The 23,758-nt window shown below is 70.1% G+C and carries 24 protein-coding genes; 13 read left to right on the top strand and 11 right to left on the bottom strand.

The genetic code is table 11. The features are described from left to right. The first annotated feature begins 30 nt into the window (after positions 1 to 30). From ahcY to CDO81_RS21040, 6 genes are all read left to right on the top strand, one after another. Entirely contained in the window at positions 31 to 1,452 is a 1,422-nt protein-coding gene (gene ahcY, locus CDO81_RS21065) for an adenosylhomocysteinase (protein WP_088485204.1), read from the top strand. A 7-nt stretch (positions 1,453 to 1,459) separates the two neighbouring features. Next, positions 1,460 to 2,206, top strand: coding sequence for a TlyA family RNA methyltransferase (locus CDO81_RS21060; RefSeq protein WP_088485203.1), 747 nt, complete (start codon positions 1,460 to 1,462; stop codon positions 2,204 to 2,206). Then, the gene (metF, locus tag CDO81_RS21055) at positions 2,203 to 3,042 is read left to right on the top strand and encodes a methylenetetrahydrofolate reductase [NAD(P)H] (protein ID WP_088485202.1); all 840 of its coding nucleotides are present in this window, start codon (positions 2,203 to 2,205) and stop codon (positions 3,040 to 3,042) included. Before CDO81_RS21060 ends, metF begins: the two co-directional genes overlap by 4 nt. 130 nt (positions 3,043 to 3,172) lie before the next feature. After that, positions 3,173 to 3,787: an OmpW/AlkL family protein gene (locus tag CDO81_RS21050; RefSeq protein WP_088485201.1), complete on the top strand. Its 615-nt coding sequence runs from the start codon at positions 3,173 to 3,175 to the stop codon at positions 3,785 to 3,787. A 238-nt stretch (positions 3,788 to 4,025) separates the two neighbouring features. Continuing rightward, the gene (locus CDO81_RS21045; protein WP_088485200.1) at positions 4,026 to 6,326 is read left to right on the top strand and encodes a TonB-dependent receptor plug domain-containing protein; all 2,301 of its coding nucleotides are present in this window, start codon (positions 4,026 to 4,028) and stop codon (positions 6,324 to 6,326) included. 143 nt (positions 6,327 to 6,469) lie between these two features. After that, entirely contained in the window at positions 6,470 to 6,940 is a 471-nt protein-coding gene (locus CDO81_RS21040; protein WP_241517084.1) for a low molecular weight protein-tyrosine-phosphatase, read from the top strand. Positions 6,941 to 6,973: 33 nt separating this feature from the next. On the opposite strand, the gene CDO81_RS21035 is transcribed toward CDO81_RS21040, so the two are convergent. The 3 genes from CDO81_RS21035 to CDO81_RS21025 form a co-directional block, all read right to left on the bottom strand. Then, positions 6,974 to 7,342 (bottom strand): DUF1428 domain-containing protein, encoded by a 369-nt coding sequence (locus CDO81_RS21035; RefSeq protein WP_088485199.1) that lies wholly within the window; start codon positions 7,340 to 7,342, stop codon positions 6,974 to 6,976. Positions 7,343 to 7,448: 106 nt separating this feature from the next. Further along, on the bottom strand, positions 7,449 to 7,742 hold the full coding sequence (locus tag CDO81_RS21030; protein ID WP_088485198.1) for a type II toxin-antitoxin system RelE/ParE family toxin: 294 nt from the start codon (positions 7,740 to 7,742) through the stop codon (positions 7,449 to 7,451). Then, on the bottom strand, positions 7,739 to 7,969 hold the full coding sequence (locus CDO81_RS21025; protein WP_088485197.1) for an addiction module protein: 231 nt from the start codon (positions 7,967 to 7,969) through the stop codon (positions 7,739 to 7,741). The genes CDO81_RS21030 and CDO81_RS21025 overlap by 4 nt, the downstream gene beginning before the upstream one ends. Before the next feature lie 123 nt (positions 7,970 to 8,092). Between CDO81_RS21025 and CDO81_RS21020 the strand changes: the two genes are divergently transcribed. Further along, the gene (locus tag CDO81_RS21020; protein ID WP_206602140.1) at positions 8,093 to 10,372 is read left to right on the top strand and encodes a WD40/YVTN/BNR-like repeat-containing protein; all 2,280 of its coding nucleotides are present in this window, start codon (positions 8,093 to 8,095) and stop codon (positions 10,370 to 10,372) included. Here the strand turns inward: CDO81_RS21020 and CDO81_RS21015 are convergent. The 4 genes from CDO81_RS21015 to CDO81_RS21000 all read right to left on the bottom strand — a co-directional run bounded on the left by CDO81_RS21015 (position 10,359) and on the right by CDO81_RS21000 (position 13,917). Then, positions 10,359 to 11,387, bottom strand: coding sequence for a hypothetical protein (locus tag CDO81_RS21015; protein WP_144397341.1), 1,029 nt, complete (start codon positions 11,385 to 11,387; stop codon positions 10,359 to 10,361). The two genes, CDO81_RS21020 and CDO81_RS21015, sit on opposite strands and share 14 nt — an antisense overlap. A gap of 8 nt (positions 11,388 to 11,395) precedes the next feature. After that, a complete protein-coding gene (gene pepQ / locus CDO81_RS21010) occupies positions 11,396 to 12,712 on the bottom strand; it encodes a Xaa-Pro dipeptidase (RefSeq protein WP_088485195.1) in 1,317 nt (438 codons plus the stop codon). Between the two features lie 10 nt (positions 12,713 to 12,722). Further along, positions 12,723 to 12,953, bottom strand: coding sequence for a DUF1161 domain-containing protein (locus tag CDO81_RS21005; RefSeq protein ID WP_088485194.1), 231 nt, complete (start codon positions 12,951 to 12,953; stop codon positions 12,723 to 12,725). A gap of 82 nt (positions 12,954 to 13,035) precedes the next feature. Continuing rightward, positions 13,036 to 13,917, bottom strand: a complete 882-nt coding sequence (locus tag CDO81_RS21000) for a LysR substrate-binding domain-containing protein (RefSeq protein ID WP_088485290.1) — start codon at positions 13,915 to 13,917, stop codon at positions 13,036 to 13,038. A gap of 105 nt (positions 13,918 to 14,022) precedes the next feature. On the opposite strand from CDO81_RS21000, the gene bla reads away from it, so the two are divergent. Next, a complete protein-coding gene (bla, locus tag CDO81_RS20995; RefSeq protein ID WP_088485193.1) occupies positions 14,023 to 14,916 on the top strand; it encodes a class A beta-lactamase in 894 nt (297 codons plus the stop codon). 58 nt (positions 14,917 to 14,974) lie between these two features. Then, positions 14,975 to 16,036 carry a hypothetical protein gene (locus CDO81_RS20990; RefSeq protein WP_144397340.1) on the top strand — a complete coding sequence of 354 codons (1,062 nt, stop codon included), beginning with the start codon at positions 14,975 to 14,977 and terminating at the stop codon, positions 16,034 to 16,036. Between the two features lie 64 nt (positions 16,037 to 16,100). On the opposite strand, the gene CDO81_RS20985 is transcribed toward CDO81_RS20990, so the two are convergent. After that, positions 16,101 to 16,670, bottom strand: coding sequence for a 5-formyltetrahydrofolate cyclo-ligase (locus tag CDO81_RS20985; protein WP_088485289.1), 570 nt, complete (start codon positions 16,668 to 16,670; stop codon positions 16,101 to 16,103). Between the two features lie 25 nt (positions 16,671 to 16,695). Here CDO81_RS20985 and CDO81_RS20980 point away from each other — a divergent pair, with 25 nt between their 5' ends. After that, complete coding sequence (locus tag CDO81_RS20980; RefSeq protein ID WP_088485191.1) at positions 16,696 to 17,139, top strand: TfoX/Sxy family protein; 444 nt, start codon at positions 16,696 to 16,698, stop codon at positions 17,137 to 17,139. Here CDO81_RS20980 and CDO81_RS20975 read toward each other — a convergent pair. Then, complete coding sequence (locus tag CDO81_RS20975; RefSeq protein WP_088485190.1) at positions 17,089 to 17,385, bottom strand: DUF2917 domain-containing protein; 297 nt, start codon at positions 17,383 to 17,385, stop codon at positions 17,089 to 17,091. The genes CDO81_RS20980 and CDO81_RS20975 overlap by 51 nt on opposite strands. A gap of 90 nt (positions 17,386 to 17,475) precedes the next feature. Here CDO81_RS20975 and CDO81_RS20970 point away from each other — a divergent pair, with 90 nt between their 5' ends. Beyond that, positions 17,476 to 18,435, top strand: a complete 960-nt coding sequence (locus CDO81_RS20970; RefSeq protein ID WP_088485189.1) for a LysR substrate-binding domain-containing protein — start codon at positions 17,476 to 17,478, stop codon at positions 18,433 to 18,435. 6 nt (positions 18,436 to 18,441) lie between these two features. Here CDO81_RS20970 and CDO81_RS20965 read toward each other — a convergent pair whose 3' ends face one another. Further along, positions 18,442 to 20,127 carry a cation:proton antiporter domain-containing protein gene (locus CDO81_RS20965; RefSeq protein WP_088485188.1) on the bottom strand — a complete coding sequence of 562 codons (1,686 nt, stop codon included), beginning with the start codon at positions 20,125 to 20,127 and terminating at the stop codon, positions 18,442 to 18,444. A 22-nt stretch (positions 20,128 to 20,149) separates the two neighbouring features. Beyond that, a complete protein-coding gene (locus tag CDO81_RS20960) occupies positions 20,150 to 20,689 on the bottom strand; it encodes a 5-formyltetrahydrofolate cyclo-ligase (protein WP_088485187.1) in 540 nt (179 codons plus the stop codon). Here CDO81_RS20960 and CDO81_RS20955 point away from each other — a divergent pair. Next, positions 20,688 to 22,754: a lytic transglycosylase domain-containing protein gene (locus tag CDO81_RS20955; protein WP_088485186.1), complete on the top strand. Its 2,067-nt coding sequence runs from the start codon at positions 20,688 to 20,690 to the stop codon at positions 22,752 to 22,754. The genes CDO81_RS20960 and CDO81_RS20955 overlap by 2 nt on opposite strands. Then, on the top strand, positions 22,751 to 23,704 hold the full coding sequence (locus tag CDO81_RS20950) for a complex I NDUFA9 subunit family protein (RefSeq protein ID WP_088485185.1): 954 nt from the start codon (positions 22,751 to 22,753) through the stop codon (positions 23,702 to 23,704). Before CDO81_RS20955 ends, CDO81_RS20950 begins: the two co-directional genes overlap by 4 nt. Positions 23,705 to 23,758 lie beyond the last annotated feature (54 nt).

Raw genomic sequence — 23,758 nt, 5'->3', positions numbered from 1 at the left:
TCAGCGGCTTCATCACCTGAAGGAGCCGACATGACCGCCAACCTCCCCGCCCATATCGTCAAGGACCTGTCGCTGGCCGACTGGGGCCGCAAGGAAATCAAGATCGCCGAGCACGAGATGCCGGCGCTCATGGCCATTCGCAAGGAATACGCCGCCAGCCAGCCGCTCAAGGGCGCCCGCGTCGCCGGCTCGCTGCACATGACCATCCAGACCGCCGTGCTGGTCGAGACGCTGCAGGCGCTCGGCGCGGACGTGCGCTGGGCCTCGTGCAACATCTTCTCGACGCAGGACCACGCCGCCGCCGCCCTCGCCGCGGTCGGCACCCCGGTGTTCGCCTACAAGGGCGAGACGCTGGAGGACTACTGGGACTACACGCACCGCATCTTCGAGTTCGGCGCTGCCGGCACCGCGGGCGAAGGCCCCAACATGATCCTGGATGACGGCGGCGACGCGACGCTGCTGATGCACCTGGGCCAGAAGGCCGAGAAGGACCTCTCCGTGCTGGCCAACCCGGGCAGCGAGGAAGAGCGCATCCTGTTCGCCGCCATCAAGAAGAAGGTGTCGGAAGACCCGACCTGGTACACCCGCAAGAGCGCCGAGATCATCGGCGTGACCGAAGAGACCACGACCGGCGTGCACCGCCTGAAGGAGATGGCCGCCAAGGGCACGCTGCTGTTCCGCGCCATCAACGTGAACGACTCCGTCACCAAGAGCAAGTTCGACAACCTCTACGGCTGCCGCGAAAGCCTGGTGGACGGCATCAAGCGCGCCACCGACGTGATGGTGGCCGGCAAGATCGCCGTCGTGGCCGGCTACGGGGACGTGGGCAAGGGCTCGGCGCAGGCCCTGCGCGCGCTGTCCGCCCAGGTGTGGGTGACCGAAATCGACCCCATCTGCGCGCTGCAGGCCGCGATGGAAGGCTACCGCGTGGTGACCATGGACTGGGCCGCCGACAAGGCCGACATCTTTGTGACCGCCACCGGCAACAAGAACGTCATCACCTATGACCACATGGCAGCGATGAAGGAAAACAGCATCGTCTGCAACATCGGCCACTTCGACAACGAAATCGACGTCGCGGCGCTGGAAGCCAAGTGCCGCTGGGAAGAGATCAAGCCCCAGGTCGACCATGTCGTCTTCCCCGACGGCAAGCGCATCATCATGCTGGCCAAGGGCCGCCTGGTGAACCTGGGCTGCGGCACGGGCCACCCGAGCTATGTGATGAGCTCGTCCTTCGCCAACCAGACGATCGCCCAGATCGAGCTGTTCGCGCACAAGGACCAGTACGAAGTCGGCCAGGTCTACGTGCTGCCCAAGCACCTGGACGAAAAGGTCGCGCGCCTGCAGCTGTCCACGCTCAATGCCCAGCTGACGGAGCTGTCCGAAGAGCAGGCGGCCTACATCGGCGTTACAAAGGCGGGTCCGTTCAAGCCCGACACCTACCGGTACTGATCGAGGCATGCGCGCCGACCAGCTCCTCGTCGCCCAGGGCTTGGCGCCCACGCGGTCGGCCGCGCAACGGCTCATCCAGCACGGCGTGGCCGAGTGGGCCTCGCCCACCGGCTGGGCCGCGCTGAAGAAGGCCGGCGAAGACCTGCCCGAGACGGCGCAGCTGCGCGTCACCGACGACGCGGAGCTGCGCTATGTGTCCCGCGGCGGGCTCAAGCTGGAGGGTGCGCTGGCTCGCACCGAGGCCGATGTGCACGACCTCATCGTGCTGGACGTGGGCCAGAGCACCGGGGGCTTCACCGACTGCCTGCTGGCGCGCGGCGCGCGCCATGTGGTGGGCATTGATGTCGGGCATGGCCAGCTGCACGCGCAGCTGAAGCGCAACGCGCGCGTCACGGCGCTGGAAGGCACGCATGTGCGCGAGCTCGACAGCCTGCGCCCGCATGCCCCCACCGGCGGCTTCCCACTCATCGTGGGCGACCTCAGCTTCATCTCGATGATCGGCAGCCTGCCGGAGCTGCTGCCCTGGCTGGAGGCCCATGGCCACTTGCTGGTGCTGATCAAGCCGCAGTTCGAGCTCGGTCCGCAGGCGCTGGACAAGCGGGGCCTGGTCAAGGACGAGGCCGACTACCCGCGCCTGGAAGCCCGCACCCGCCTGGCCTGCACGGCGCTCGGCCTGAAGGTGCTGGACTACTTCGACAGCCCCATCACCGGCGGTGATGGCAACCGCGAATTCTTTTTGTACGCCTCACGATGAGCACACCTGTTTCGTTCGAGTTCTTCCCGCCGAACACGCCCGTGGGCGTCGAGAAGCTCAAGGCCGTCGTGCAGCAGCTCGGCGAACTGTCGCCGCAGTACTTCAGCGTCACCTACGGTGCAGGCGGCTCCACGCGCGACAAGACGCTGTCGGCCGTGATGGACATCGCCGCTGCCGGCTTCGAGGCCGCGCCGCACCTGTCCTGCGTGGGTTCCACCCGCGAGAACATTGCCGACATCCTGGGCACCTACCGCGCCCAGAACATCCACCGCGTGGTGGCCCTGCGCGGCGACCTGCCCAGCGGCACCGCCACGGCCGGCGAGTTCCGCTACGCGGCTGAGCTCGTCAGCTTCATCCGCGAAACCCAGGGCGCCGACTGGCACATCGAGGTGGCCGCCTACCCCGAGGTGCACCCGCAGCAGCGTTATGCCGCCAAGGACCTGCAGCACTTCGCCGACAAGATGAAGGCCGGCGCCGACGGCGCCATCACGCAGTTCTTCTTCAATGCCGATGCCTACTTCCACTTCGTGGAGGAGGCCCGCAAGCTGGGCGTCACCCAGCCCATCGTGCCGGGCATCATGCCCTTCCACAACTACGCGCGCATCGCGCAGTTCGCGCAGCGCGACGGCATCGACATCCCGCGCTGGGTGCAACTCAAGATGGAAGGCTTCATGGACGACGCGGCCAGCATCCGCGCCTTTGGCCTGGACGTCATCGCGCGGCTGTGCGAGCGCCTGATCGACGGCGGCGCGCCGGGCATCCACTTCTACACGCTCAACCAGGCCCCGTTGGTGCTGGAGTTGTGCAAACGCCTCGGCCTCGGCGCCAAAGTTTGATGCAACACAAGACCGCCCGCTGACGCCGGGCGGCCTCGGGGTGACTTTGTGTTGCCTCAAAGTCGGCAAGCGCCTGCCGGATTGCAATGGCTCCATCGGGACACGTCCCATTCACCAGGAGTCATTGACCATGAAGTTCGCTACCGCCCTGCGCCTGGCCGCCGTTGCTGCCGCCGCCCTCGCCCTGCAACCTGCCTTCGCCGATGAAGGCCCGTGGCTGGTGCGCGTGCGCGCCCTGCACCTGGACTCGGCCAACAAGGACAGCACGGGCCTGGGCCTGTCGGTCAACAACAAGACCTTCCCCGAGGTCGACTTCAGCTACTTCGTGACGCCCAACATCGCGGCCGAGCTGATCCTGACCTACCCGCAAAAGCACACGCTCTACTCCAACGGCGCCGAGATCGGCAGCCTGAAGCACCTGCCGCCGACACTGACGCTGCAGTACCACTTCAACCCCACCGGCACCGTGCGCCCCTATGTCGGCGCCGGCCTGAACTACACCAACTTCTCCAGCGTGAACTTCGCGCCCGCCGTGCAGACCGCGCTGCAGCCCAGCATCAAGCGCAACAGCTGGGGCGCCGCCTTCCAGATCGGCGCGGACGTGGAGATCGCCAAGGGCACCTACCTGAACTTCGACGTGAAGAAGGTCGGCCTGGACACCACGGTCTACTCCAAGGGCACGGAAGTCGGCAAGTTCAAGGTCAACCCCACGCTGGTCAGCGTCGGCCTCGGCTGGCGGTTCTGAAGTGCCCCTCGCCCAGACTCGCTTCGCTGAACGCGCGCGAGCCTGGTCGGTCCCCCGAGGGGACGGCGATGCTTGCGGCATCAAGCCGCAAGCACATCGCCATGGCGGGCCGGCTTGGGAGCGGCCCGGCGCTCGGCCCGCACTTGGTCCAACCCCACAACTCCATACGCATTGCCGCTCATGTAAATGAGCGCTTTACGTGAGCTGGCGTCAGCACCCTCCGCAAGAATGCGCGGCCATGCGCCGCCTCCTCCTTGCGCTGGGTGCGCTCTGCGCCTGCGCGCTCAGTGCGGCCCAGCTGCCCACGCCCACCAAGCCTGCCGCCGCCGCCAGCGCCCCCGCTGCGGCGGCCAGCGGCGTGGTGGGCAACCGGCTGGACCGCGTCGAGGTCAGCAGTGGCCCGACCGCCAACAGCCGGCGGCGCAACAGCACCGCCAGCAAGATCGTCATCGAGCGTGAAGACCTCGATCGTTATGGCGACACCGTGCTGGGCGACGTGCTGCGCCGCCTGCCGGGCGTCACGATCGGCGGCCGCCCCGGCCGCGGTGGCGACATCCGCATGCGCGGCCTGGGCGGCGGGTTCACGCAGATCCTGGTCGACGGCGAGCGCGCGCCCGCCGGCTTTGCGGTGGAGGAGCTGCCGCCCGACCAGATCGAGCGCATCGAGATCTACCGCGCCCCCACGGCCGAGACCGGTGCGCGGGCGATTGCCGGCACCATCAACATCATCCTGCGCGAGCCGCTGGTCAAGGCCAACCACGAGCTGCGCCTCACACTCGGCCAGGACCGCGGCGAGCCGCAGGCCGACTTCAGCTGGACGCGCAACCTCAAATGGGGCGGGCCGAACGGCGATGCCTTCGTTGGCGCCTTCTCCACCAACGGCGGCCTGCACCGGCGCTTCAACAACATCGACTCGCGCAACCGCGTGGTCGACACCGACACGGCGCAGGTGCTCAACGAGACCGTGCAGCTGGGCACCAGCGAGGGCCGCAGCGCCAGCTTGAACGGCAACGCACGCCTGCGTTGGAAGGCCAGCGAGACGCTGAGCATCAACCTCTCGCCCTTCTTCGCGCTGTCCCAAAGCGAGGGCAGCAGCCAGAACAATGCCACCGGCTTCACCCGATTCCGCGACGTCCAGGGCAACTCTGACGGGCGCATGCACAACCTGCGGCTGAACGTCTCGGCCAACTGGCGCCCCGAGCCCGGTGAGAGCTGGGAGCTGCGCCTGGGCCATGGCGGCTTCAAGAACACCAGCAACAGCCAGCGGCGCGAGACGCTCAAGGACATCGGCGTCGACCTGCAGCGGGTGCAGGACGATCACAACGTCACCGACGAAGACCAGACCAGCCTGGCCGCCAAGTGGAGCCTCAAGACGGCCAAGGAGCACCAGTGGGTGACCGGTACCGAAGGCGAGCAGAGCCGCCGCACCCAGGTGCGCCGCACGCTGGTGGACGGCGTCGAGTCGCTCGCGCTGCAGAAGTTTGGCGACACCCTGGGCTCGCGCAGCCAGCGCTTGGCCGCCTACACCCAGGACGAGTGGAGCCCGAGCAAGCAGTGGTCGGTGTACGCCGGCATCCGCTACGAACGCATCGAGACCCGGGCCGACGGCAGCGGCCTGATGCCCGACACACGCAACATCTCCCAGGTCACCTCGCCGCTTTTTCATCTGCTCTGGAAGCCCGAGGCCTTCCCGAAAGACCAGGTGCGCCTGAGCCTCACCCGCAGCTACCGCTCACCCAACCTGAACGACCTGATCGCGCGGCCCACCATCAACACCACCTACCCCAGCGGCCCCAACCTGCCCACCTACGCCGACCGCGCCGGCAACCCCGACCTCAAGCCCGAACTCGCCACCGGCGTGGACCTGAGCCTGGAGCACTGGCTGCCCACCGGCGGCATCGTCTCGGGCAGCGCCTTCGTGCGCGACATCAAGAGCCTGATCCGCAGCCAGCTCGAACTCGAGACCGTGCCCTGGGACAGCTCGCCGCGCTGGGTCAGCCGCCCGCGCAACATGCAAGGCGCCCGCACCATGGGCGTGGAATTCGAGGTGAAGGCGCGGCTCGACGAAGTCTGGGAAGACGCCCCACCCGAGTGGCAGTCGCTGCTGCTGCGCTTCAACATCGCGGTGTTCGACAGCCAGGTCAAGGGCATCCCGGGCCCAAACGCCCGGCTGGACCAGCAACCCCGCGGCAGCCTGAACTTTGGCCTGGACCACCGCTGGAAGGCCCTGGGCCAGAACTTCGGCAGTGGCTTCAACGTCAACTACGTGCCGCCGACGCGCGTGCAGCAGACCGAAAACCTGCGCCGCGACGAGACCGCCCGCCGCCAGTTCGATGCCTACCTGTCGTGGAGCAGCGGCTCGGTGCGCGACGGCATCAACTGGCGGCTGTCCTTCGCCAACCTCGTGCCGCGCGACGCACAGGTCACCTCCGAGGCGGTCACGCTCGACCCCGTGACGGGCCACACCCTCGTGACCGACAGCTGGTCACGCAACAAGACCTTCCGCGTGGTGTCGCTGCGTGCCGACCTGAGGTTCTGACAAGCCCCTCGCCCAGCGGGTACGCTGAGCGGTCCCCCGAGGGGACGGCGATGCACGCCAGATCGACTGGCGCGCACATCGCCAGGACGGGCCGGCTTGGGAGCGGCCCGGCGCTCGACCCGTGAACTCCGAAGACCGTTGTCATGACCTACCGCCGCATCCTGTTCTTCTGCATGGGCAACATCTGCCGCAGCCCCACGGCCGAAGGCGTCATGCGCGCCAAGCTGGCCGCCGCCGGGCTGGCGAGTCAGGTCGAGGTGGACTCTGCCGGCACCCACGCCTACCACGTGGGCGAACCGCCCGACGAGCGCAGCCAGGCCCATGCGCTGCGCCGTGGCTACGACCTCAGCGCCCAGCGCGCCCGCCAGCTGGTGGCGGACGACTTCACGCGCTTCGACCTCGTGCTGGGCATGGACGCCGACAACCTCAGCCGCGCCGCGAAGCTTTGCCCGCCGGGCGCGCGCCATCGGCTGAAACTGCTGCTGGACTACGCGCCGCAGACCGGCAAGCGCCATGTGCCCGACCCGTACTACGGCGGTGACGCCGGGTTCGAGGAAGTGCTGGACCTGGTGGAGGCTGCGTGTGACGGGCTGATCGCCACGCTGCGCCGCTGACGCCGGCCCGCGGGGCCCGCCGATCGTCCCGCCTCAGGGTTTCACGTCAACGACCGTCTCGAAGCCGCCGAAGATCATCCGCTTGCCGTCGAACGGAATCGGCGGATTACCCGGCGTGGCGGGGTCCATGCGGGGGTCTTCTCGCATCTTCTTCATGGCCGCGTCGCGCGTGGCCTTGTCGGGCCACTCGACCCAGGAGAACGCCACCGTCTCGTCGGCCGTGGCCTGCACGGCGCGGCGGAAGTCAGTGAGCTTGCCGTCGGGCACGTCGTCGCCCCAGCCCTCGACCACGCGCAGAGCACCGAGCTCCAGAAACATCGCGTCGAAATGGCGCGCATGGTCGATGAACTGCTGCCGGTTGGCGGTGGGAACCGCGATCACGAAACCGTCGATGTAGGACATGTCTTCACTCCAGGTAGCGGCGCCATCGGGCGCCTTGCATCGTGTCGACGAACGAGCAGGAGCGCTATCGACATCGATGGCCGGGTGCCGTGCGATGTGCTTGGCATCAAACCCGGCTCAGCCAATAACCCGGCAGTCGCTTGTGCGGAGCGATGGCCACCACCAGCACCTGCGGCTCACTGAAGCGATAGACGATGCTGAAAGGGAAGCCCTTGACCAAGACGCTTCGCGTGCCGGTGGGCGATGGCGCGCCACCCAAGGGATGCCTCGCGACGCGATCCAGCGCCGATTCCACAGCCGCCTGGAACCTGACGCCGGCACCCGACCTCAGGGACGAGTAGTAGCTGACCTCATGCAGCAACTCCGCCTGCGCCTGGGGCAGGAACTCGATGTCTCTCACCGAGCCAGCGATCTCGCGCGCGCAAAAACCTCAGCTGCCGGCAGTGCCGTCGCTTCGCCGCGGTCGTAGGCCGCGAGGCGCCGCTCAATCTCGGCGGCCCAAGCCTCATCAAGTTCGGCGGCGGCGGGCTCATTGAGCGACTCAAGAAGCGCATCGACCAGCATTTCCCGGTCTTCGACGGACAGCTGTTTGCCACGTCGGACCAGATCAGCCGCAGTGTCTGACATGACATCACCTCCTTTGCGAGCCTTGAGTCTACTGAAGCCCCCGCCACCACGGGTCAGACTCTATTTGTTCGCCCGCTGAACAAACTACGATGTCCAGCGCTGTCCACAAGAACATCCGGAGACATGACCCGCATCACCCCCTGGCTGGGCGCCCTCGCCCTGGCCGGTGCGAGCGCCTTGGCTGCGCCGCCGACCGACCTGCCCTACACCTTCAAGTCAGTCGCCATCGTCGGCGGCGGCTTTGTCGACGGCATCGCCTTCCACCCGACGGTGCCGGGCCTGGCCTATGCCCGCACCGACATGGGCGGCGCCTACCGCCGAGACACCGCGACCGGCCCCTGGCAGCCGCTGCTGGACCACCTGCCGCTGGCCGACGTCAACCTGATGGGCGTGGAGAGCCTCGCGGTCGACCCGAACAACCCCGACGCCATCTACCTGGCCTGTGGCACCTACACGGCCGCCACGGTGCCCAACGGCGCCGTGCTGCGCTCCCGCGACCGCGGACGCAGCTGGCAGCGCACCGACCTGCCCTTCAAGCTCGGCGGCAACGAAGGCGGCCGGGGCAACGGCGAACGGCTGGCCGTGGACCCCAACGACGGCCGCGTGCTCTACCTCGCCAGCCGCACCGCCGGCCTGTGGCGCAGCACCGACGCGGCGCGAACCTTCCAGCGCGTGGACAGCTTCCCCGACGCGGCCTGGCGCCGCGAGGCGAGCGACGGCCCGCCGCCCAGTTGGGGTGGCAGCGACGGCAAGGCGACGATCAACTTCCTGCTGTTCGACCCGAGCAGCGGCACGCGCGGCCAGCCCAGCCGCACGATCTACGCCGGCGTCTCCGTCATCGGCCGCCCGAGCCTGTGGCGCAGTCTGGATGCCGGTGCCAGCTGGCAGCCCCTGCCCGGCGGCCCGGAGCGCCACCGCCCGATGCGCGCGGCGCTCGCGAGCGATGGCCAGCTCTACATCGCCTACGCCAGCGAGCCCGGGCCGCACCGCATGACCGATGGCTCGGTCTGGCGCCTGGACCCGGCCACCCGCACCTGGACCGACATCACCCCCGCGCGCCCCAGTGCCGCCCAACCCTTCGGTTATGCCACCGTAGTGGTTGACCCCACGCAACCCCGCCGGCTGCTGGCCAGCACCGCCGGGCGCGCGCGGGGCGACGAGCTCTTCCGCAGCACCGACGGCGGCGCCACCTGGGCAGCGCTCTTCACCACCGCCCGCTTCGACGCCTCGGCAGCGCCCTATGTGGCCGACACGCATCTGCACTGGCTCTACGACGTCAAGATCAACCCCGCCAACCCCGACCACGCCCTCTTCACCACCGGCTACGGCGGCTGGGAGACGCTCGACCTCACTGCCGCCGACCGCGGCCAACCCACGCACTGGCGCGTGATGTCCGGCGGCATCGAAGAGACCGTGGCCCTGGCCCTGCACAGCCCCACGAAGGGCGTGCCGCTCGTGACGGCCATCGGCGACTACTCCGGTTTCGTCCACACCGACCTCGACCACCCTGCCGCCGGCAACCCCAAGCCGCCCTTCTTCGGCAACACGCATGACGTGACGGGCGCGGCGCTCGCGCCCGAGGTGATCGTGCGCATCGGCCACGCGCGCGACGGCGGCAAGAACCTCGGCTACTCGCTGGACGGCGGCACCAGCTGGCGCGAGCCCGCGACGGTGCCACCGGGCCCGCTGCCCGGCGACGGCTTCATCGCCGTGTCGGCCGACGGCCGCGCCTGGGTGTGGACACCCAAGGGCGGCACACCCCACGTCACCCACGACCGCGGCGACACCTGGCAGGCCGTAACCGGCCTGCCCGCCGGCACCCGTGTGATTGCCGACCCGGCCGAGCCGCAGCGCTTCCACGCGATGGCGCTGTTTGACGGCCAGCTGTTCAGCAGCACCGACGGCGGCCTGCACTTCACCGCCGAGCCCCTGACCCTGCCCGATGGCCCGGTGCGCGACCTGCAGGCCGGCAGCCACAACCGCAGCAACCGCGGCGACGACCGCGGCGGCCAGGACCGCCTCTACGCCACGCCCGGCCGCCACGGCGAGCTCTGGGTGGCCGCCTTCCACGGCCTGTACCGCCGCACGGCCGCAGGTGGCGCCGGCTTCCAGCGCCTGCCCGGGGTCAGCGAGATCCACGCCTTCGGCTTTGGCCGCGCCGCGCCGGGCGCGGCAGACCCGGCGCTCTACCTCGTGGGCACGGTGTCAGGCCGTTATGGCCTCTTCCGCTCGACCGACGCGGGCGGGAGCTGGCAGCGCATCAACGACGACGCGCACCAGTGGGGCTTGATCCTGCAGGTCAGCGGCGACCCCAAGGTGTTTGGGCGGGTCTATGTGGGGACGCATGGGCGGGGCGTGTTGTATGGAGACCCGCAGTCGCAACGCCCCGTCAAGGTCGATTGAACATGGGTCCTTGATCGCGTCGCAATTGCGATTTCACCAGGCGATCATCCGCATCGAACAGACTGACCCACTCCAGCGCCAACCGCCCTTCCGGGGTCTTGACTTCATGCATCCTGCGCTGCACACGTCGGCCCGACTCGAAGCGCAAATCATCGACCGCCGGGCCCAGGAGCGCGGTCACGTCGGCCGGTGACATCCCCGGCGACAGTGCAGGGCGGGTCCAGGGGTCGCCACTCGCCAGCAGCGACTCTTCCTGTGGACTGGGAGGGTCGTCCATCGACTCGAACAGCACGCGCGTGTCATCCGGCCACTGAGCATCGCCCATCGGCAAGCGAAACATGCGCTCCCGCAGCGAATAGCCCCAGTCGAAGCGCTCGCCGTCGCGGTCGCGCAGGCCGTGGAGCAAACGGCCGCTGAGCGTGAGGCGCCGCTCACCATGCACCAGCGTGACCGCGAACACCGGCTGATCGGCGAAGTTGCTCGAACTCCAGGCTGCGTGACCGCATCCATCTGACAGGCTAGGGAGGAAGCCGAACACAAGCCCGCCCCTGGCCACACCGCTGTTGAATGCGACACGGCACTGCAATCGCAAATCCCCAAGGCGCCGCTCTCCCTCAGGCAAGCCAGGCGTGCGGATATCCGGGCGCCAAGTCACGCGGCCATCGGCGAGGCGGCTGCGCACCTCGGTCGCATCGTCGAGCTGGCGCCAGGCAGGGTCGATCACGAAACGGTCCTGCGCGTCCAGCTGCAACGACTGGCGACCACCCGGCGCCATCAGCCCCAGATCCAGACTCGGCGCTGTGTCGGCTTGGGTTCGTGCATAGACCTTGAACTTGAGCGTTGCCAGGGGCGCCAGCGCACGATGCTTCTCGAACAGGGCCTCGGCCTTGAAGAGCTGCGCCAGCGTCTTCTTCTCGCGCGCGACCGCCGATTCGCCTTGAACCTCGACACGACCCAAGGTGGAGTCCGTCGCCCCGGCGTGCCACGAAGGCAACGCCAACAGCGCCCACAGCACCGCTCGCCTCATGCCGCCGCAAACGCATCCCGCGTCAAGTTCTCCGGCGCCTCACCCCTCGCCCGGCAGGCCACGTCGTCTTCGATGCGGATGCCGCCGTAGCGCGACAGCCGCTCGACGGCCGCCCAGTCGACCTGGGCCGCATGCGGGGTCGCGCGCAGTTCGTCCAGCAGCATCGGGATGAAGTACAGGCCCGGTTCGATGGTGACCACCATGCCGGCCTGCAGGGGGCGCGTCAGGCGCAGATAGCGGTGGCCCTCGGGCTTGGCCGCAACGCCGCCTTCCTCGCTGGCCATGAAGCCGCCCACGTCGTGCACCTGCAGGCCCAGCAGATGGCCGATGCCGTGTGGGAAGAAGGGCTTGGTGACGCCTTCGGCCACCATGGCCTCGTCGCTCATGCGCACGATGCCGGCCTCGCGCAGCACGCGGGCCACGCGGCGGTGCGTGCTGAGGTGGATGTCGCGGTAGTCCACACCTTCGCGCACTTCGTCCACCAGGGCGAGCTGCTCGCGCTCCATGGCGGCGATCAGCGCGGCGAACTCCTCATGCCCGGGTGCCGCCCAGGTGCGGGTGATGTCGCTGGCATAACCGTTCACCTGGGCGCCAGCATCGATCAGGAAGCTGCGCGCCTGCGCTGGCGGGCTGGCGTCCTGGTACTGGTAGTGCAGCACCGCGGCATGCTCATTCAGGCCAATGATGTTGGTGTAGGGCAGGTCGCGGTCGGTGTGGCCGGTGGCCAGCAGGTAGGCGCGGTGGATGCCGGCCTCGCTCTCACCTTGCAGGAAGGCCGCGCGTGCGGCCAGGTGGCCCGGCACCGCGCGGCGCTGGGCGGCGCGCATCTGTTCCAGTTCGTAGGGCGTCTTCACGCCACGCGCCCAGTGCAGCAGGTTGAGCAGCCGCTCGGGGTTGTTGGGCACCAGCCCCGGCAGCGCCGCATCGGCCTCGCCGAGGAGGGCGGTGCGCGGCGTGACGAGGTCAGCCAGCGCTCGGGCGGCCTGCTCGGGCTCGCGGATGACCACCAGCTCGACCGCCGCCACCCACTCGCCACTCGGCGCCTCGGGCGGCACATGCCAGTAGTCGTGCGGCTGGTAGTAGACGACCCGCGGCTTGTGCCCCGGGCGAACTGCCATCCACGAATGCGGGTGGTTGGTCAGCGGCAGCCAGTGCTTGAAGTGCGGGTTGGCCTGGAAGAGATAAGGCCGGTCGTCGAGGAAGGCGTACTTCTCGATGCCGGCGGCAATCACCAGCGCGTCATGCCCGGCGCGTTCCAGCGCGGCTTCGGCCTGGCGCTGCAGCGTGGCGAGGTGGTCCAGATACAGGCTCATGGCCGAGGCCTCACTTGCGCACGTAGGTGAGCTTCTTGCTGCCACCGTCGCAGCTGCCGATGACCTTGGCGTCGCCGACCTTGTCGGTGTCGACCGCGGTGATCTCGTAGCCCTTCACGCCCTTCTCGTCGAGCTTGGCGGCGATCTCGGCCTTGAGTTCGTCGCAGGGCTTGGGGGCGGCGTGGGCGGCCTGGGTCAGCAGGAGGGTGGTGGACAGCAGCAGGAGGGCGCGGGTAGGCATGGCGTGGCTCGCTTGTGGCGTTCAGAGGCGCTCATTCTCGGGCAGGTGCGGGCCGCCGCCGCCGCGCCGCACCCTGGCCGCGTCAATCGATCGCCATCGCGCCGCACTCGGCACGCAGCCAATCCGCAAAGGCCCGCATCGCCATCGTGGGCTCGCGCGAAAGCTGCCGCGTGAGCCAGTAGCTGCCGGCATCCAACGTCTGCGCAAACGGCTGCACCAGGCGGCCAGCGCGCAGCTCGCGCGTGAACATACAAGGCGGCGCCAGCGCCACGCCTTCACCGCGCAAAGCGGCCTGCACCATCAGCGTCGACGCGTCGAACATCGGACCGCGCGCCACCACGCGCGGCGCGCCCGCCAGGGCCAGCCAGGCGGGCCAGTCGCCTGCGCGGTAGGAGCGCAGCAGGGGCACGCGCGCGAGGTCTTCGGGCACCGCCAGGCGCGCCGCCATCGCCGGGTCGCAAAGGGGTGCGAGCGGCGCCGCCAGCAAGGGCTCGGCCTCGACACTGCGCCAGGCGCCATCGCCGAAGCGGATGGCCAGGTCCAGGCCCTCGGCGGCTAGGTCGACCTTGTTGTTGTGGGTCTGCACGCGCAGCTCGATGCGCGGGTGGCCGGCGCGGAAGTCCGCCAGCCGCTCCAGCAGAAAGCCCAGCGCGAAGGTGCCCACCACGCCGACCGTCAGCACCTCGGCCGGCCCGCCCTCACGCAAGGCCACCAACGCGGCGCCCATGCGCTCGAAGGCCTGGGCCACCACCGGCGCGAGCGCCTCGCCTTCGTCGGTCAGCAGCAGGCCGCGCGCATGCCGGCGAAAGAGCGGGCGACCAAGCTGCGCCTCCAGCGCCTTGACCTGGTGGCTCACGGCCGCCTGCGTCACGCACAGCTCCTCGGCCGCGCGGCTCAGGTTCAAGTGCCGGGCCGCCGCTTCGAAGGCGCGCAACCCGTTCAACGACACCCCGTTCAACGACACGATGACCCCAAACAAAACTAAGAGCTGACCTCAGAAACCATCCATTGTGCCCAGGGAAGCGCGCCCGAAGAATGCGCGCCATCTGCCACTCACCCGAGAAGATCTATGAGCCAACTCACCCGCCGCCAAGCGCTGGCTGCCGCCACGGCCGCGCTGACATTGCCCGCCTTCGCCCGCCCGGCCGAGCCTGAGCTGCCGGCCCTGCGCGCCCTGGAACGCCGCGCCGGCGGCCGGCTGGGCGTGGCCATCCTGGACACCGGCACCGGCGCCCAGACGGGCCTGCGGCTGGACGAGCGCTTCGCCCTGTGCTCGGTGTTCAAGCTGCCGCTGGCCGCCATGATCCTGCGCGAGTCCGACCTCGGCCGGTTGCCGCTCGACCAGGCGGTGCCCTTCGGCAAGGCCGACATGCTCAATCACGCCCCGGTCACGAGCCAGCACCTGGCCCGCGGCCACATGACCGTGGCTGAGCTGGCCGAGGCGGCGCAGGTCACCAGCGACAACCCCGCGGCCAACCTGCTGCTCAAGCTCATCGACGGCCCGGCCGGACTGACCACCCGGCTGCGCGAGATCGGCGATGCCACGACGCGCCTGGACCGCTACGAGCCCGAGATGAACCAGATGCCGCCGGGCGACGCGCGCGACACCTCCACGCCCGCTGCCCTGGCCGCCCTGGTGCAGCGCATCACGCTGGGCGACGTGCTGAAGCCGGCCTCGCGGGCCCTCCTCGTCAGCTGGATGGAGAAGACCGAAACCGGCCGCCACCGCCTGCGCGCGGGCCTGCCCAAGGGCTGGCGCGCCGGCGACAAGACGGGCACGTTCTGGGACGAGCCGCTGCCGCCCAAGGTCAATGACGTGGCGGTCTGCTGGCCACCTGGGCGCGCACCGCTCGTCGTCGCGGCGTTCTACGAAGCGCCGAAAGCAGACCGCCGCCAGCCTTTCGAAGCCGGCCAGAAGGTGCTGGCGGAGGTCGGTCGCATCGCGGCGGCCTGGCGGGGCTGAGAGGCGCCGGCTGCGAGCTGCCATAGTCCGGCCGACGCCCGACTTGACGCACCGCCGCATGCTGAAGCTCCTCCGTTCGCTCGTGACACGGCAGCCTGACACAGGCACCGCCCCCGTGAGGCAGCCCAGCGCCGCCCCCACAACACGGGTGGCCGCTGCGGGCGTCGCTGATTTCGACATCGTCGCAAACCTGGTCGACGCGAACGGCCTGCCGGTGCTGGATTGGGAGGCCGCGCAAGCGTGGGCTAGCGGCATCGCTGCACAGGGCGCCCAGGCACAGGCCTGGGCAGCGTGTGAACTCGCCTGGCTAGAGCACCTCGGCGCCACGCTCGGCCCGGGCTACCACGTGGTTCAGAAAGGCCAGATCGTGCTCCTGTCCAGCCTTGACGAGCGTGTCGCCGCAGCCACGGTCCACTTCGTCGACAAGACCCACCAGCGCATCGTGCGCGTGCTCGACGGCCTGGCGCGCCCCGCGCAGGCGCATGAGCAGGAGATCCTCATCGTCTTCGACGACGACGCCACCTATTACCGCTACCTGGCGCACTACTACCCGGGCGCCGGCGAGTTCGCCGGCAGCGGAGGCGTCTTCATCAACGCGGGCTGCGCGCACTTTGCCACCGTCAAGGCCGACCTGCGCGCGGTCGAGCCCGTCATCGCCCACGAGCTGACGCACAGTTGCCTGAGCCACCTACCCTTGCCCGCCTGGCTGAACGAGGGCCTGGCCGTCAACACCGAGCAGCGCCTGTGCCCGCCACCACCCAATACCTTTGGTAACCGGCCCAGCCCACAACAGATGCACGCCCGGCACCAGCAGTTCTGGGGCGCCGCCGAGATCCAGGCCTTCTGGTCGGGCAAGTCCTTCCTGCGGGCGGACGAGGGCAATGAGCTGTCTTATGACCTCGCGCGCATCCTGGTCTCACAGCTCGCCGCCGACTGGGCGCGCTTCTGCTCGTTCGTGCTCGCGGCCGACATGGCCGATGGCGGCAGCGCCGCCGCCCGGGAGCACCTCGGGGTGCCGCTCGAAGACCTGGCGGCTGCCCTGCTGGAGCGGCCGCCCGACGCCCGCTGGGCGCCAGACCCACAACAGTGGCATGGCGCGCCCGAGCGTGGGGCGTTCTAGAAGGGCTGGGGGTTGCTTCCGGCGGCGCAGCACGCTGCCTGGCCAACAGACCGGGTGACGGCGCTCACCCCTCCCGGTCCCACACCACGCCTTCCTCCGTCAGCATCGCGTCCAGCGGCACGTCCAGCGCGCTGGGCTTGAGCAGCGGCAGGAAGCCGTGCGCATAACCGATGCCCACAGCCGCCGGGCGGGGCTGCATCTCGGCCAGGGTCTTGTCCATGAAGCCGCCGCCGTAGCCCAACCGCAGGCCGCAGGGCCCGAAGCCCAGACAGGGCACGAGCATCAACTGGGGACGGAACTCCTCGGTGTCCTTGGGCTTGGGGATGTGGAAGGCGTCTTCCTCCATCGGGCAGCCGGGGTACCAGACATGAAAGCGCAGCGTGCGGTGCACCTTGTCGACCACTGGCAGGCCGATGCGGCGATCGGGATGACTCTCGCTCCAGCGGTACAGCGCTGGCAGCGGGTCAAACTCGCCCTTGATGGGCCAGTAGGCGCCAATGGTGAGCTCCTTGCGCCGCAGCAGCCACACCCGCAGCACCTCCTGCAGGTCGGCCGCGCGCGCCAGGCGGTCGGGCAGGGCCAGGCGTTGTTCGATCAGCTTGTGCCGCAGCGCGGCGCGGTCGTTGGCGTCCATGAAGCGCGAGCTTACATTTGCGCGCATGGCCGACCCCTTCACCGACCTCTGCGTGGAAATGCTGATGCCGCTCGGCCCGGTGCGGGTGCGCCGCATGTTCGGCGGCCAGGGCCTGTATGTCGACGGCCTTTTCGTGGCCATCATCGACGACGGCCAGTTGTTCCTGAAGTCGGATGACGTCAACCGCCACCGGTTCGACGACGCCGGTTGCGCCCACTTCACCTTTCCGAAGGACGGTGAGACGGTGGTGACCCACTACCGCCGCCCACCCGAGGACGCGCTGGAGTCGCCGCCCTTGATGCTGCCCTGGGCCCGGCTGGCCATGGAGGCCGCGCTGCGGGCCGCCAACGCCAAGGCGGCGAAGGCGGCCGCATCGGCGGCGCGAAAGTCGGCCGCGAGAACGTCGCCAGGGAAGAAATCAGCGGCCAAGAAGCCGGCGACCCAGAAGCCCACCACGCGCCGGGGCTGAGGTCGGCGGCACCAGCACTTCAAAGTCGGCTGCTGGCCAGCCTTCCAGCACCGCGGTCTGCCCCGGGGCCAGCGCCACGGCCTGACCAGCTTCCAGCCAGCAGTCCTCGGCGGGTTGCTCGGGGGTGCCCGACAGCGTCAGCCAGACCCGGCCGCGCGCCACCGCCAGCCGGCGCGCCTCAGCACCTGCCGCCAGGGTCAGGGCCCGGCCCCCGTCCAGATGCCATGTGGATTGCGCATCGCTCATGATCTTGCTCCTGCGTTGATGTCAGGGATTCTGCTGAGTGGCCCCACGGCGGTCCAATGACTCCGCGGCGCTGATTGATACCATCCGCGCATGAATCAGCCGATCCGCCAGCGCCCCTTGTCCATCGGCCCGCTGCGCGCCTTCGAGGCGGTCGCGCGGCTGCTGTCCTTCCGCGCCGCGGCCGAGGAGCTGAGCCTCACCCAGTCGGCCATCAGCCGGCAGATCCAGTCGCTGGAGGAGGAGATCGGCTGCACCCTGTTCCTGCGCGGCACCCGCAAGGTGGAGTTGTCGGTGGACGGCGCGGTGCTGTTGCCGACAGCGGTCGCGGTGCTGTCCAAGCTCGACCAGACCGTGCGCCAGATCCGCCGCACCCGCGGCCGGCGCGTGGTGAACGTGACCACCTTCGCCTCGTTCGCTTCGCTGTGGCTCATCCCGCGGCTGTGCGATTTCCAGAAGCACCATCCCGACATCGACATCCGCGTGTCGGCCCAGGACGGCCTGGTCGACCTGGAAGACGGCGAGCACGACCTGGCGCTGCGCTACATCTCCGGCACGGGCCTGTCCTCGCCGGCCGAGCTGATGTTCGAGGAGACGGTGTCGCCCGTGGTCAGCCCCTGGTATGCCGAGTCCGCGCGCAATGGCCGCCTGCCCGAGCTGCGCCGCCCGGCCGACCTGGCCGCCCACGCGCTGACCGAGGAAGACGACCCGCGCCCGAGTGCCGAGTTCCTGTCATGGCGGCACTGGCTGACGCGGCAGCGCGAGCCCGACCTGCAGCCGCTGCGCTGGATGTACTTCAACTTCACCTACCAGCAGATCCAGGCCGCCCTCGCCGGCCAGGGCGTGGCGCTGGCGCGGCTGCCGCTGGTGCATGAGCATCTGCAGCGGGCCGAACTGCTGGAGCCCTTCGGCCCCGCCGGCCGCCTGACCAGCCCCTATGCCTACTGGCTCATCCCGGCCCCGGCCGCGTCAGCCCGGCCGGAGGTGCAGGCCTTTGCCGACTGGGTGCGCGAGCAGGCTGCGCGCACGCGAGAGCAGCTGGCCAGCGTCTGACGCGGGTCAGTGCGCCGGCGCCGCCTGCGGCCGGGGCTCAGCCACCACGCGCGCCAGCGCCTCGGCCAGCGCCCGCTGCGAGCGCAGCACATGACTCACGCCGGACTCGGCCAGCCATTGCTCTTCTTCGTCGGTATGCGCCAGCACCGCGCAGCGCAGCGCGGGGTTGAGCTGGCGCGCCAGGTCCAGCAGCGCCGGCACGCCGCGCACATCGGCCAGGGCGACCACCAGCCACGCGGCCTGGGCAATGTGGGCCTGCACAAGCGTCATGGCCTCAGCCGCATCGCCCAGCACGGCCGCCTGGCCGTGGCTGCGCAGGGCTTCCACCACATCGCGGTCCCGGTCGATGACGACCACCGGGCGCGCGCCGAGTTGCTCATGCAGCGCGGTGCCCAGCGTGCCGTAGCCCACCAGCACGATCTGGCCGGCGAGCGAGCTGCTGGGCGTGTCGGCCGGCAGCTCGGCCAGCGGGTCGTCGCGCGCCTCCAGCCGGCGCGCCCAGGCCGAGCGAGCCAGCACCCAGCGCCGCAGCGGCTCCACGCCCGAGAAGAGCAGCGGATTCAGTGCAATCGACACGATGGCCCCGGCCACCACCAGGCTGGTGGCCTCGGGCGGCACCAGGCCCAGGCTCTGCCCCAGGCCCAGCAGGATGAAGCTGAATTCACCGATCTGCGCGAGGCTCACCGCGACCGTCAGCGCAGTGGACAGCGGGTAGCGCAGCAGCAGCACCAGGGCGCCGGCCGCCACCGTCTTGCCCACCAGGATGACGGCCACGGTGGCCAGCACCGCCAGCGGCTCACGCACCAGCACCATGGGGTCGAACAGCATGCCCACAGCCACGAAGAACAGCACCGCAAAGGCGTCCCGCAGCGGCAGGCTCTCATGCGCGGCGCGCTCGCTGAAGGCCGACTCACGCAGCACCAGCCCCGCGAAGAAGGCGCCCAGCGCCACGCTGACGCCAAACAGCGCCGCCGCGCCCACCGCCAGGCCCACCGCTGCCGCGACCGTCGCCAGCGTGAACAGCTCGCGCGAACCCGTGCGGTTGACCTGCCACAGCAGCCAGGGCAGCAGGCGCCGGCCGGCCACCAGCATCACCGCCACGAACCCGGCCACGGCGACCAGCGTCTTGGCAATCGTCCAGGCAAGCTCGGCCCCGCCCCCCTCGCCGCGGCGGCCCAGCGCGGGGATGAGCACCAGCGCCAGCACCATGGCCAGGTCTTCCACCACCAGCCAGCCCACCGCGATACGCCCGTTGCCGGTGTGCAGCAGCTCGCGCGCCTCCAGCGCCCGCAGCAGCACCACCGTGCTGGCCACTGACAGCGCCAGGCCGAACACGAGCGCCGCACCCAGCTCCCAACCCCACCACCCATGCGCGAGCCCCGCGCCCATGCCAGTGGCCGCCGCCATCTGCACGATGGCGCCCGGCAGCGCGATGCCCTTGACCGACATCAGATCACTCACCGAGAAGTGCAGGCCCACCCCGAACATCAGCAGCATCACGCCTACCTCCGACAGCTGCTGCGCCAGATGCAGGTCGCCCACGAAGCCGGGCGTGTACGGCCCGATCAACACGCCGGCCAGCAGATAGCCCACCAGCGCCGGCAGCCGAGCCCACTGGGCGAGCAGGCCCAGCACCAGCGCCAGGCCGAAGGCCGCGGCCAGCGTGGAGATCAGGGTCATGCCGTCGTGCATCGTGCGGAGGCCTTTCTGTGGATCAGGGCGCGATCAGCTCGCGCTCGGTCAGGATGAGGGTGAGCGGCAGGTCGTGCGCCTGCACCTCGAAGCGGGCCTCGCTGCCGCTCCAGGCCAGCCCCACGGTGGTCACCCCGGGATGGGCCGCCAGAAAGCGGTCGAAGTAGCCCCCACCATAGCCCAGCCGGAAGCCCTCGCGGGTGAAGCCCACACAAGGCACCAGCACCACGTCGGGCACGGCCACCGCACCGCCGGCGGTGGCGATGCCGCATTCGTCCTGGGCCGCGGGCGGCTCACCGTCCCAGCGCCGGAAGTTCATTTGTGCCGGCTCACGCCGCGCGAATGGCAAAGCACGCGCGTAGGGCAGCGCCCCTGGGTTAAATTCCCCAGGCAGAGGCCAGTAGACCCCGAGCAGTTCCGGTTCCAGCTGGGCCAGCAGGTCGCGCAGCGGTGCGTCCAGCGCCGCCTGGGCTGCGGCAAAGGCCGGCGAGGCCGCAAAGGTGCGGCGCGCGGCCAGCAGTTCACGGCGCAGGGCGGCGCGGTCGGGGCTGGGGCTGGTCATGGCAAGGAGTGCAGTGGTGGTGAAGCAGTGGGCGATTTTGGATGTCTTGGGCCGCCGGCCGATGCAGGTGGCCGCCCGGCTGCTGCTGTGCGTGACCCTGCTGCCGGCCGCGGGCAGCGCACAGACGCCTGCCGGCACGCCCGCCAACGCGCCCGACCTCGCCGTGCAGGCCCGCGAGGCCTGGGTCAAGCGTGACCGCAAGCGCCTGGCGAGCCTGGCCGACACCGCGCGCAGCCAGGGCCATGCGCTGGCCGGCTGGGTCGACTACTTTGAACTGAACGCCCGCCTGGCCGAAGTGCGCCAGCCGGAGATGGACGCCTTCTATACCCGCTACCCGGGCAGTTATGTGGAAGACCGGCTGCGCAACGACTGGCTGCTGGAGCTCGGCCGCCGCCGCGACTGGGCCAACTTCCGCCGCGACCATGCCAGCTACCAGATGCGCGACGACCGCGAGGTCGCCTGCTACGCGCTGCTCGCCGACCACCTCGCCGGCAGCAAGGTCTCGGCCGACACCGCGCGTGCCGCCTGGTTCGCCCAGAAGGATGGCGACGACGGCTGCCAGCAGCTGGCCAGCACGATGGTGGATGCCGGCGTCTTCAAGCCCGACACGCTCTGGGCCAAGGCGCGCCTGGCTACCGAGCAATCACGCCCGCGGGCCGCGCGCCAGGCGGTCGCGCTGCTGGGCACCAAGCTGCTCGACCAGAAGCTCGCCGAGCTGCAGGACAACGCCGGCCGCTACCTCACCCGCAAGGCGCGCACCTCACCACGCGCCGAAGCCGAACTGACGACCCTGGCCCTGGCCCGCGTGGCCGGCAACGACCCCGACCAGGCCGCCGACCTGCTGCGCGACAAATGGAGCCGCCTGCCCAACGAACTGCAGGCCTGGCTCTGGGTGCAGATCGGCCGCCAGGAAGCCCTGCGGCTGCAGGACGATGCCACCGCCGCTTTTGAGCGCGCCGAGAAGCTGGCGCCCGACCTGCCGTGGACTGATGAATCCCTGGCCTGGGCGGCCCGGGCTGCGCTGCGCGCCAAATCACCCGCGCTGGCCCTGCGCGCCATCGAGCGCATGACGCCCACCGAGCAGCGCGACCCGGCCTGGGTCTACTGGAAGGCCCGCGCCACGCGCATGCAGGGCGACGGCCCCGCGGCTCGCGCCCAGCTCACCGCGCTGGCCACCGGCACGCCCGGCGCCACGCTGAACTTCTTCGGGCGCCTCGCCGCGGAAGACCTCGCCCTGCCCACGCCGCTGCCGCCCGCTCCCGCACCGCTGACGGCCGAAGAGCGTCGCGCCGCCCGCGGCCATGCGGGCCTCATGCGTGCGCTGCAGCTGATCGACCTGGGCCTGCGCAGCGAAGGCGTGCGCGAATGGAACTTCTCGCTGCGCGGCATGAACGACCGCGCGCTGCTCGCGGCCGCCCAGGAGGCCTGCGACCGCGAGGTGTGGGACCGCTGCATCAACACCAGCGAGCGCACGCGCAACGAGATCGACATCGCCCAGCGCTACCCCCAGCCGCACCGCGCCGAGCTGCTGCGCGAAGCCCAGGTGGCCGGCGTCGATGCGGCCTATGTCTATGGCCTCATCCGCCAGGAATCGCGCTTCGTGCTGGATGCCCGCTCGCACGTGGGCGCCGCCGGCCTGATGCAGGTCATGCCCGCCACGGCCAAGTGGACGGCCCGCAAGGTGGGCCTGGACTACAACGCCGAGCGCATGCACGACCGCGATTTCAACCTGCGCATCGGCACGCAGTACCTCAAGCTGGTGCTCGACCGCTTCGACGGCGCCCAGGCCCTGGCTGCGGCGGCCTACAACGCCGGCCCTGGCCGGCCCGCGCGCTGGCGTGACGGCCCGGTGCTTGACGCCGCCGTCTGGGCCGAGAACATCCCCTTCAACGAAACCCGCGACTACGTCCGCAAGGTGCTGCTGGGCGGTGCCGTCTATGCGCAGGTGCTGGGCCTGCCGGCCACGTCGCTGCGCGAGCGGCTGGGCGCCAGCGTCGGCCCCGCCGGAGCGCGCGGCGATGTCAGCGATGTGCCGCCTGCGGCGGTGGGAGACAACAAGTCATGAGCCTTTCCGTCCTGGTGCTCGGCGGCAGCGGCTTCGTCGGCCGCGCGCTGTGCGAGCAGTTGACCCGCCAGCTCGGCGCCGGCGTGCGCATCACCGTGCCCACGCGGCGGCTGCGGCATGCGCAAGCCGTGCAGCCGCTGCCCGGCGTCACCGTGCTGCAGGCCGACGTCTTCAACGACCTGCCCCGCCTGCTGCCCGGCCATGATGCGGTGGTCAACCTGATCGCCATCCTGCAGGGCAGCGAAGCCGCGTTCGAGCGCGTCCATGTGGAACTGCCCCGCCGCATCGCCGCCGCCATGCAGGCCACGGGCGTGCAGCGGCTGGTGCATGTGAGCGCCCTGGGCGTGTCGGCGCAGGCGCCCTCGCGCTACCTGCGCAGCAAGGCGGCGGGCGAGGCGGTGCTCGAAGCGGCCGCGAAGACGCAAGGCCTGGCCCTCACCCGCGTGCGGCCCTCGCTGGTCTTTGGCGCGGGTGATCGCAGCATCAACCTCTTTGCCGACCTGCAGCGGCTGTTCCCGCTGATGCCGCTCGGTGGTGCCGATGCCCGGCTGCAACCGGTGTGGGTGCAGGACCTGGCCGCCGCCCTGGTGCAGGTGCTGCTGCGCCGTGAAGCCATTGGCCAGGTCTACGACGTGGCCGGCCCGCGCGTGCTGACGCTGGCGGAACTGGTGCGCCTGGCGGGGCGTTGCGTGGGGCACCCGCGCCCGGTGCTGCCCTTGCCCGGGCCGCTGGCCACATTGCAGGCGCTGGCCATGGAATGCCTGCCCGGCGAACCCCTGCTCTCGCGCGACAACCTCGCCTCGCTGACCGTGCCCAACGTGGCCAGCGGCCAGCATCCGGGCCTGGCCGAGCTGGGCATCACGCCTGCCACGCTGGAGGCCGTGCTGCCCACCTACCTGGCCCCCGGCATGGGCGTGGCGCGGCTGGATGCCTGGCGCGCGCGGCATTGATCCCTTGCGAATTGCTCAACACTTGAGCCGCCACTGACGATTAGGCTCGGCCCT

The organism is Roseateles puraquae, from assembly GCF_002205845.1.
In the GTDB taxonomy this organism is placed as follows: domain Bacteria; phylum Pseudomonadota; class Gammaproteobacteria; order Burkholderiales; family Burkholderiaceae_C; genus Pelomonas; species Pelomonas puraquae.
The sequence above is the reverse complement of the archived record's forward strand: the minus strand, read 5'-3'. Positions and strand labels throughout refer to the sequence as shown.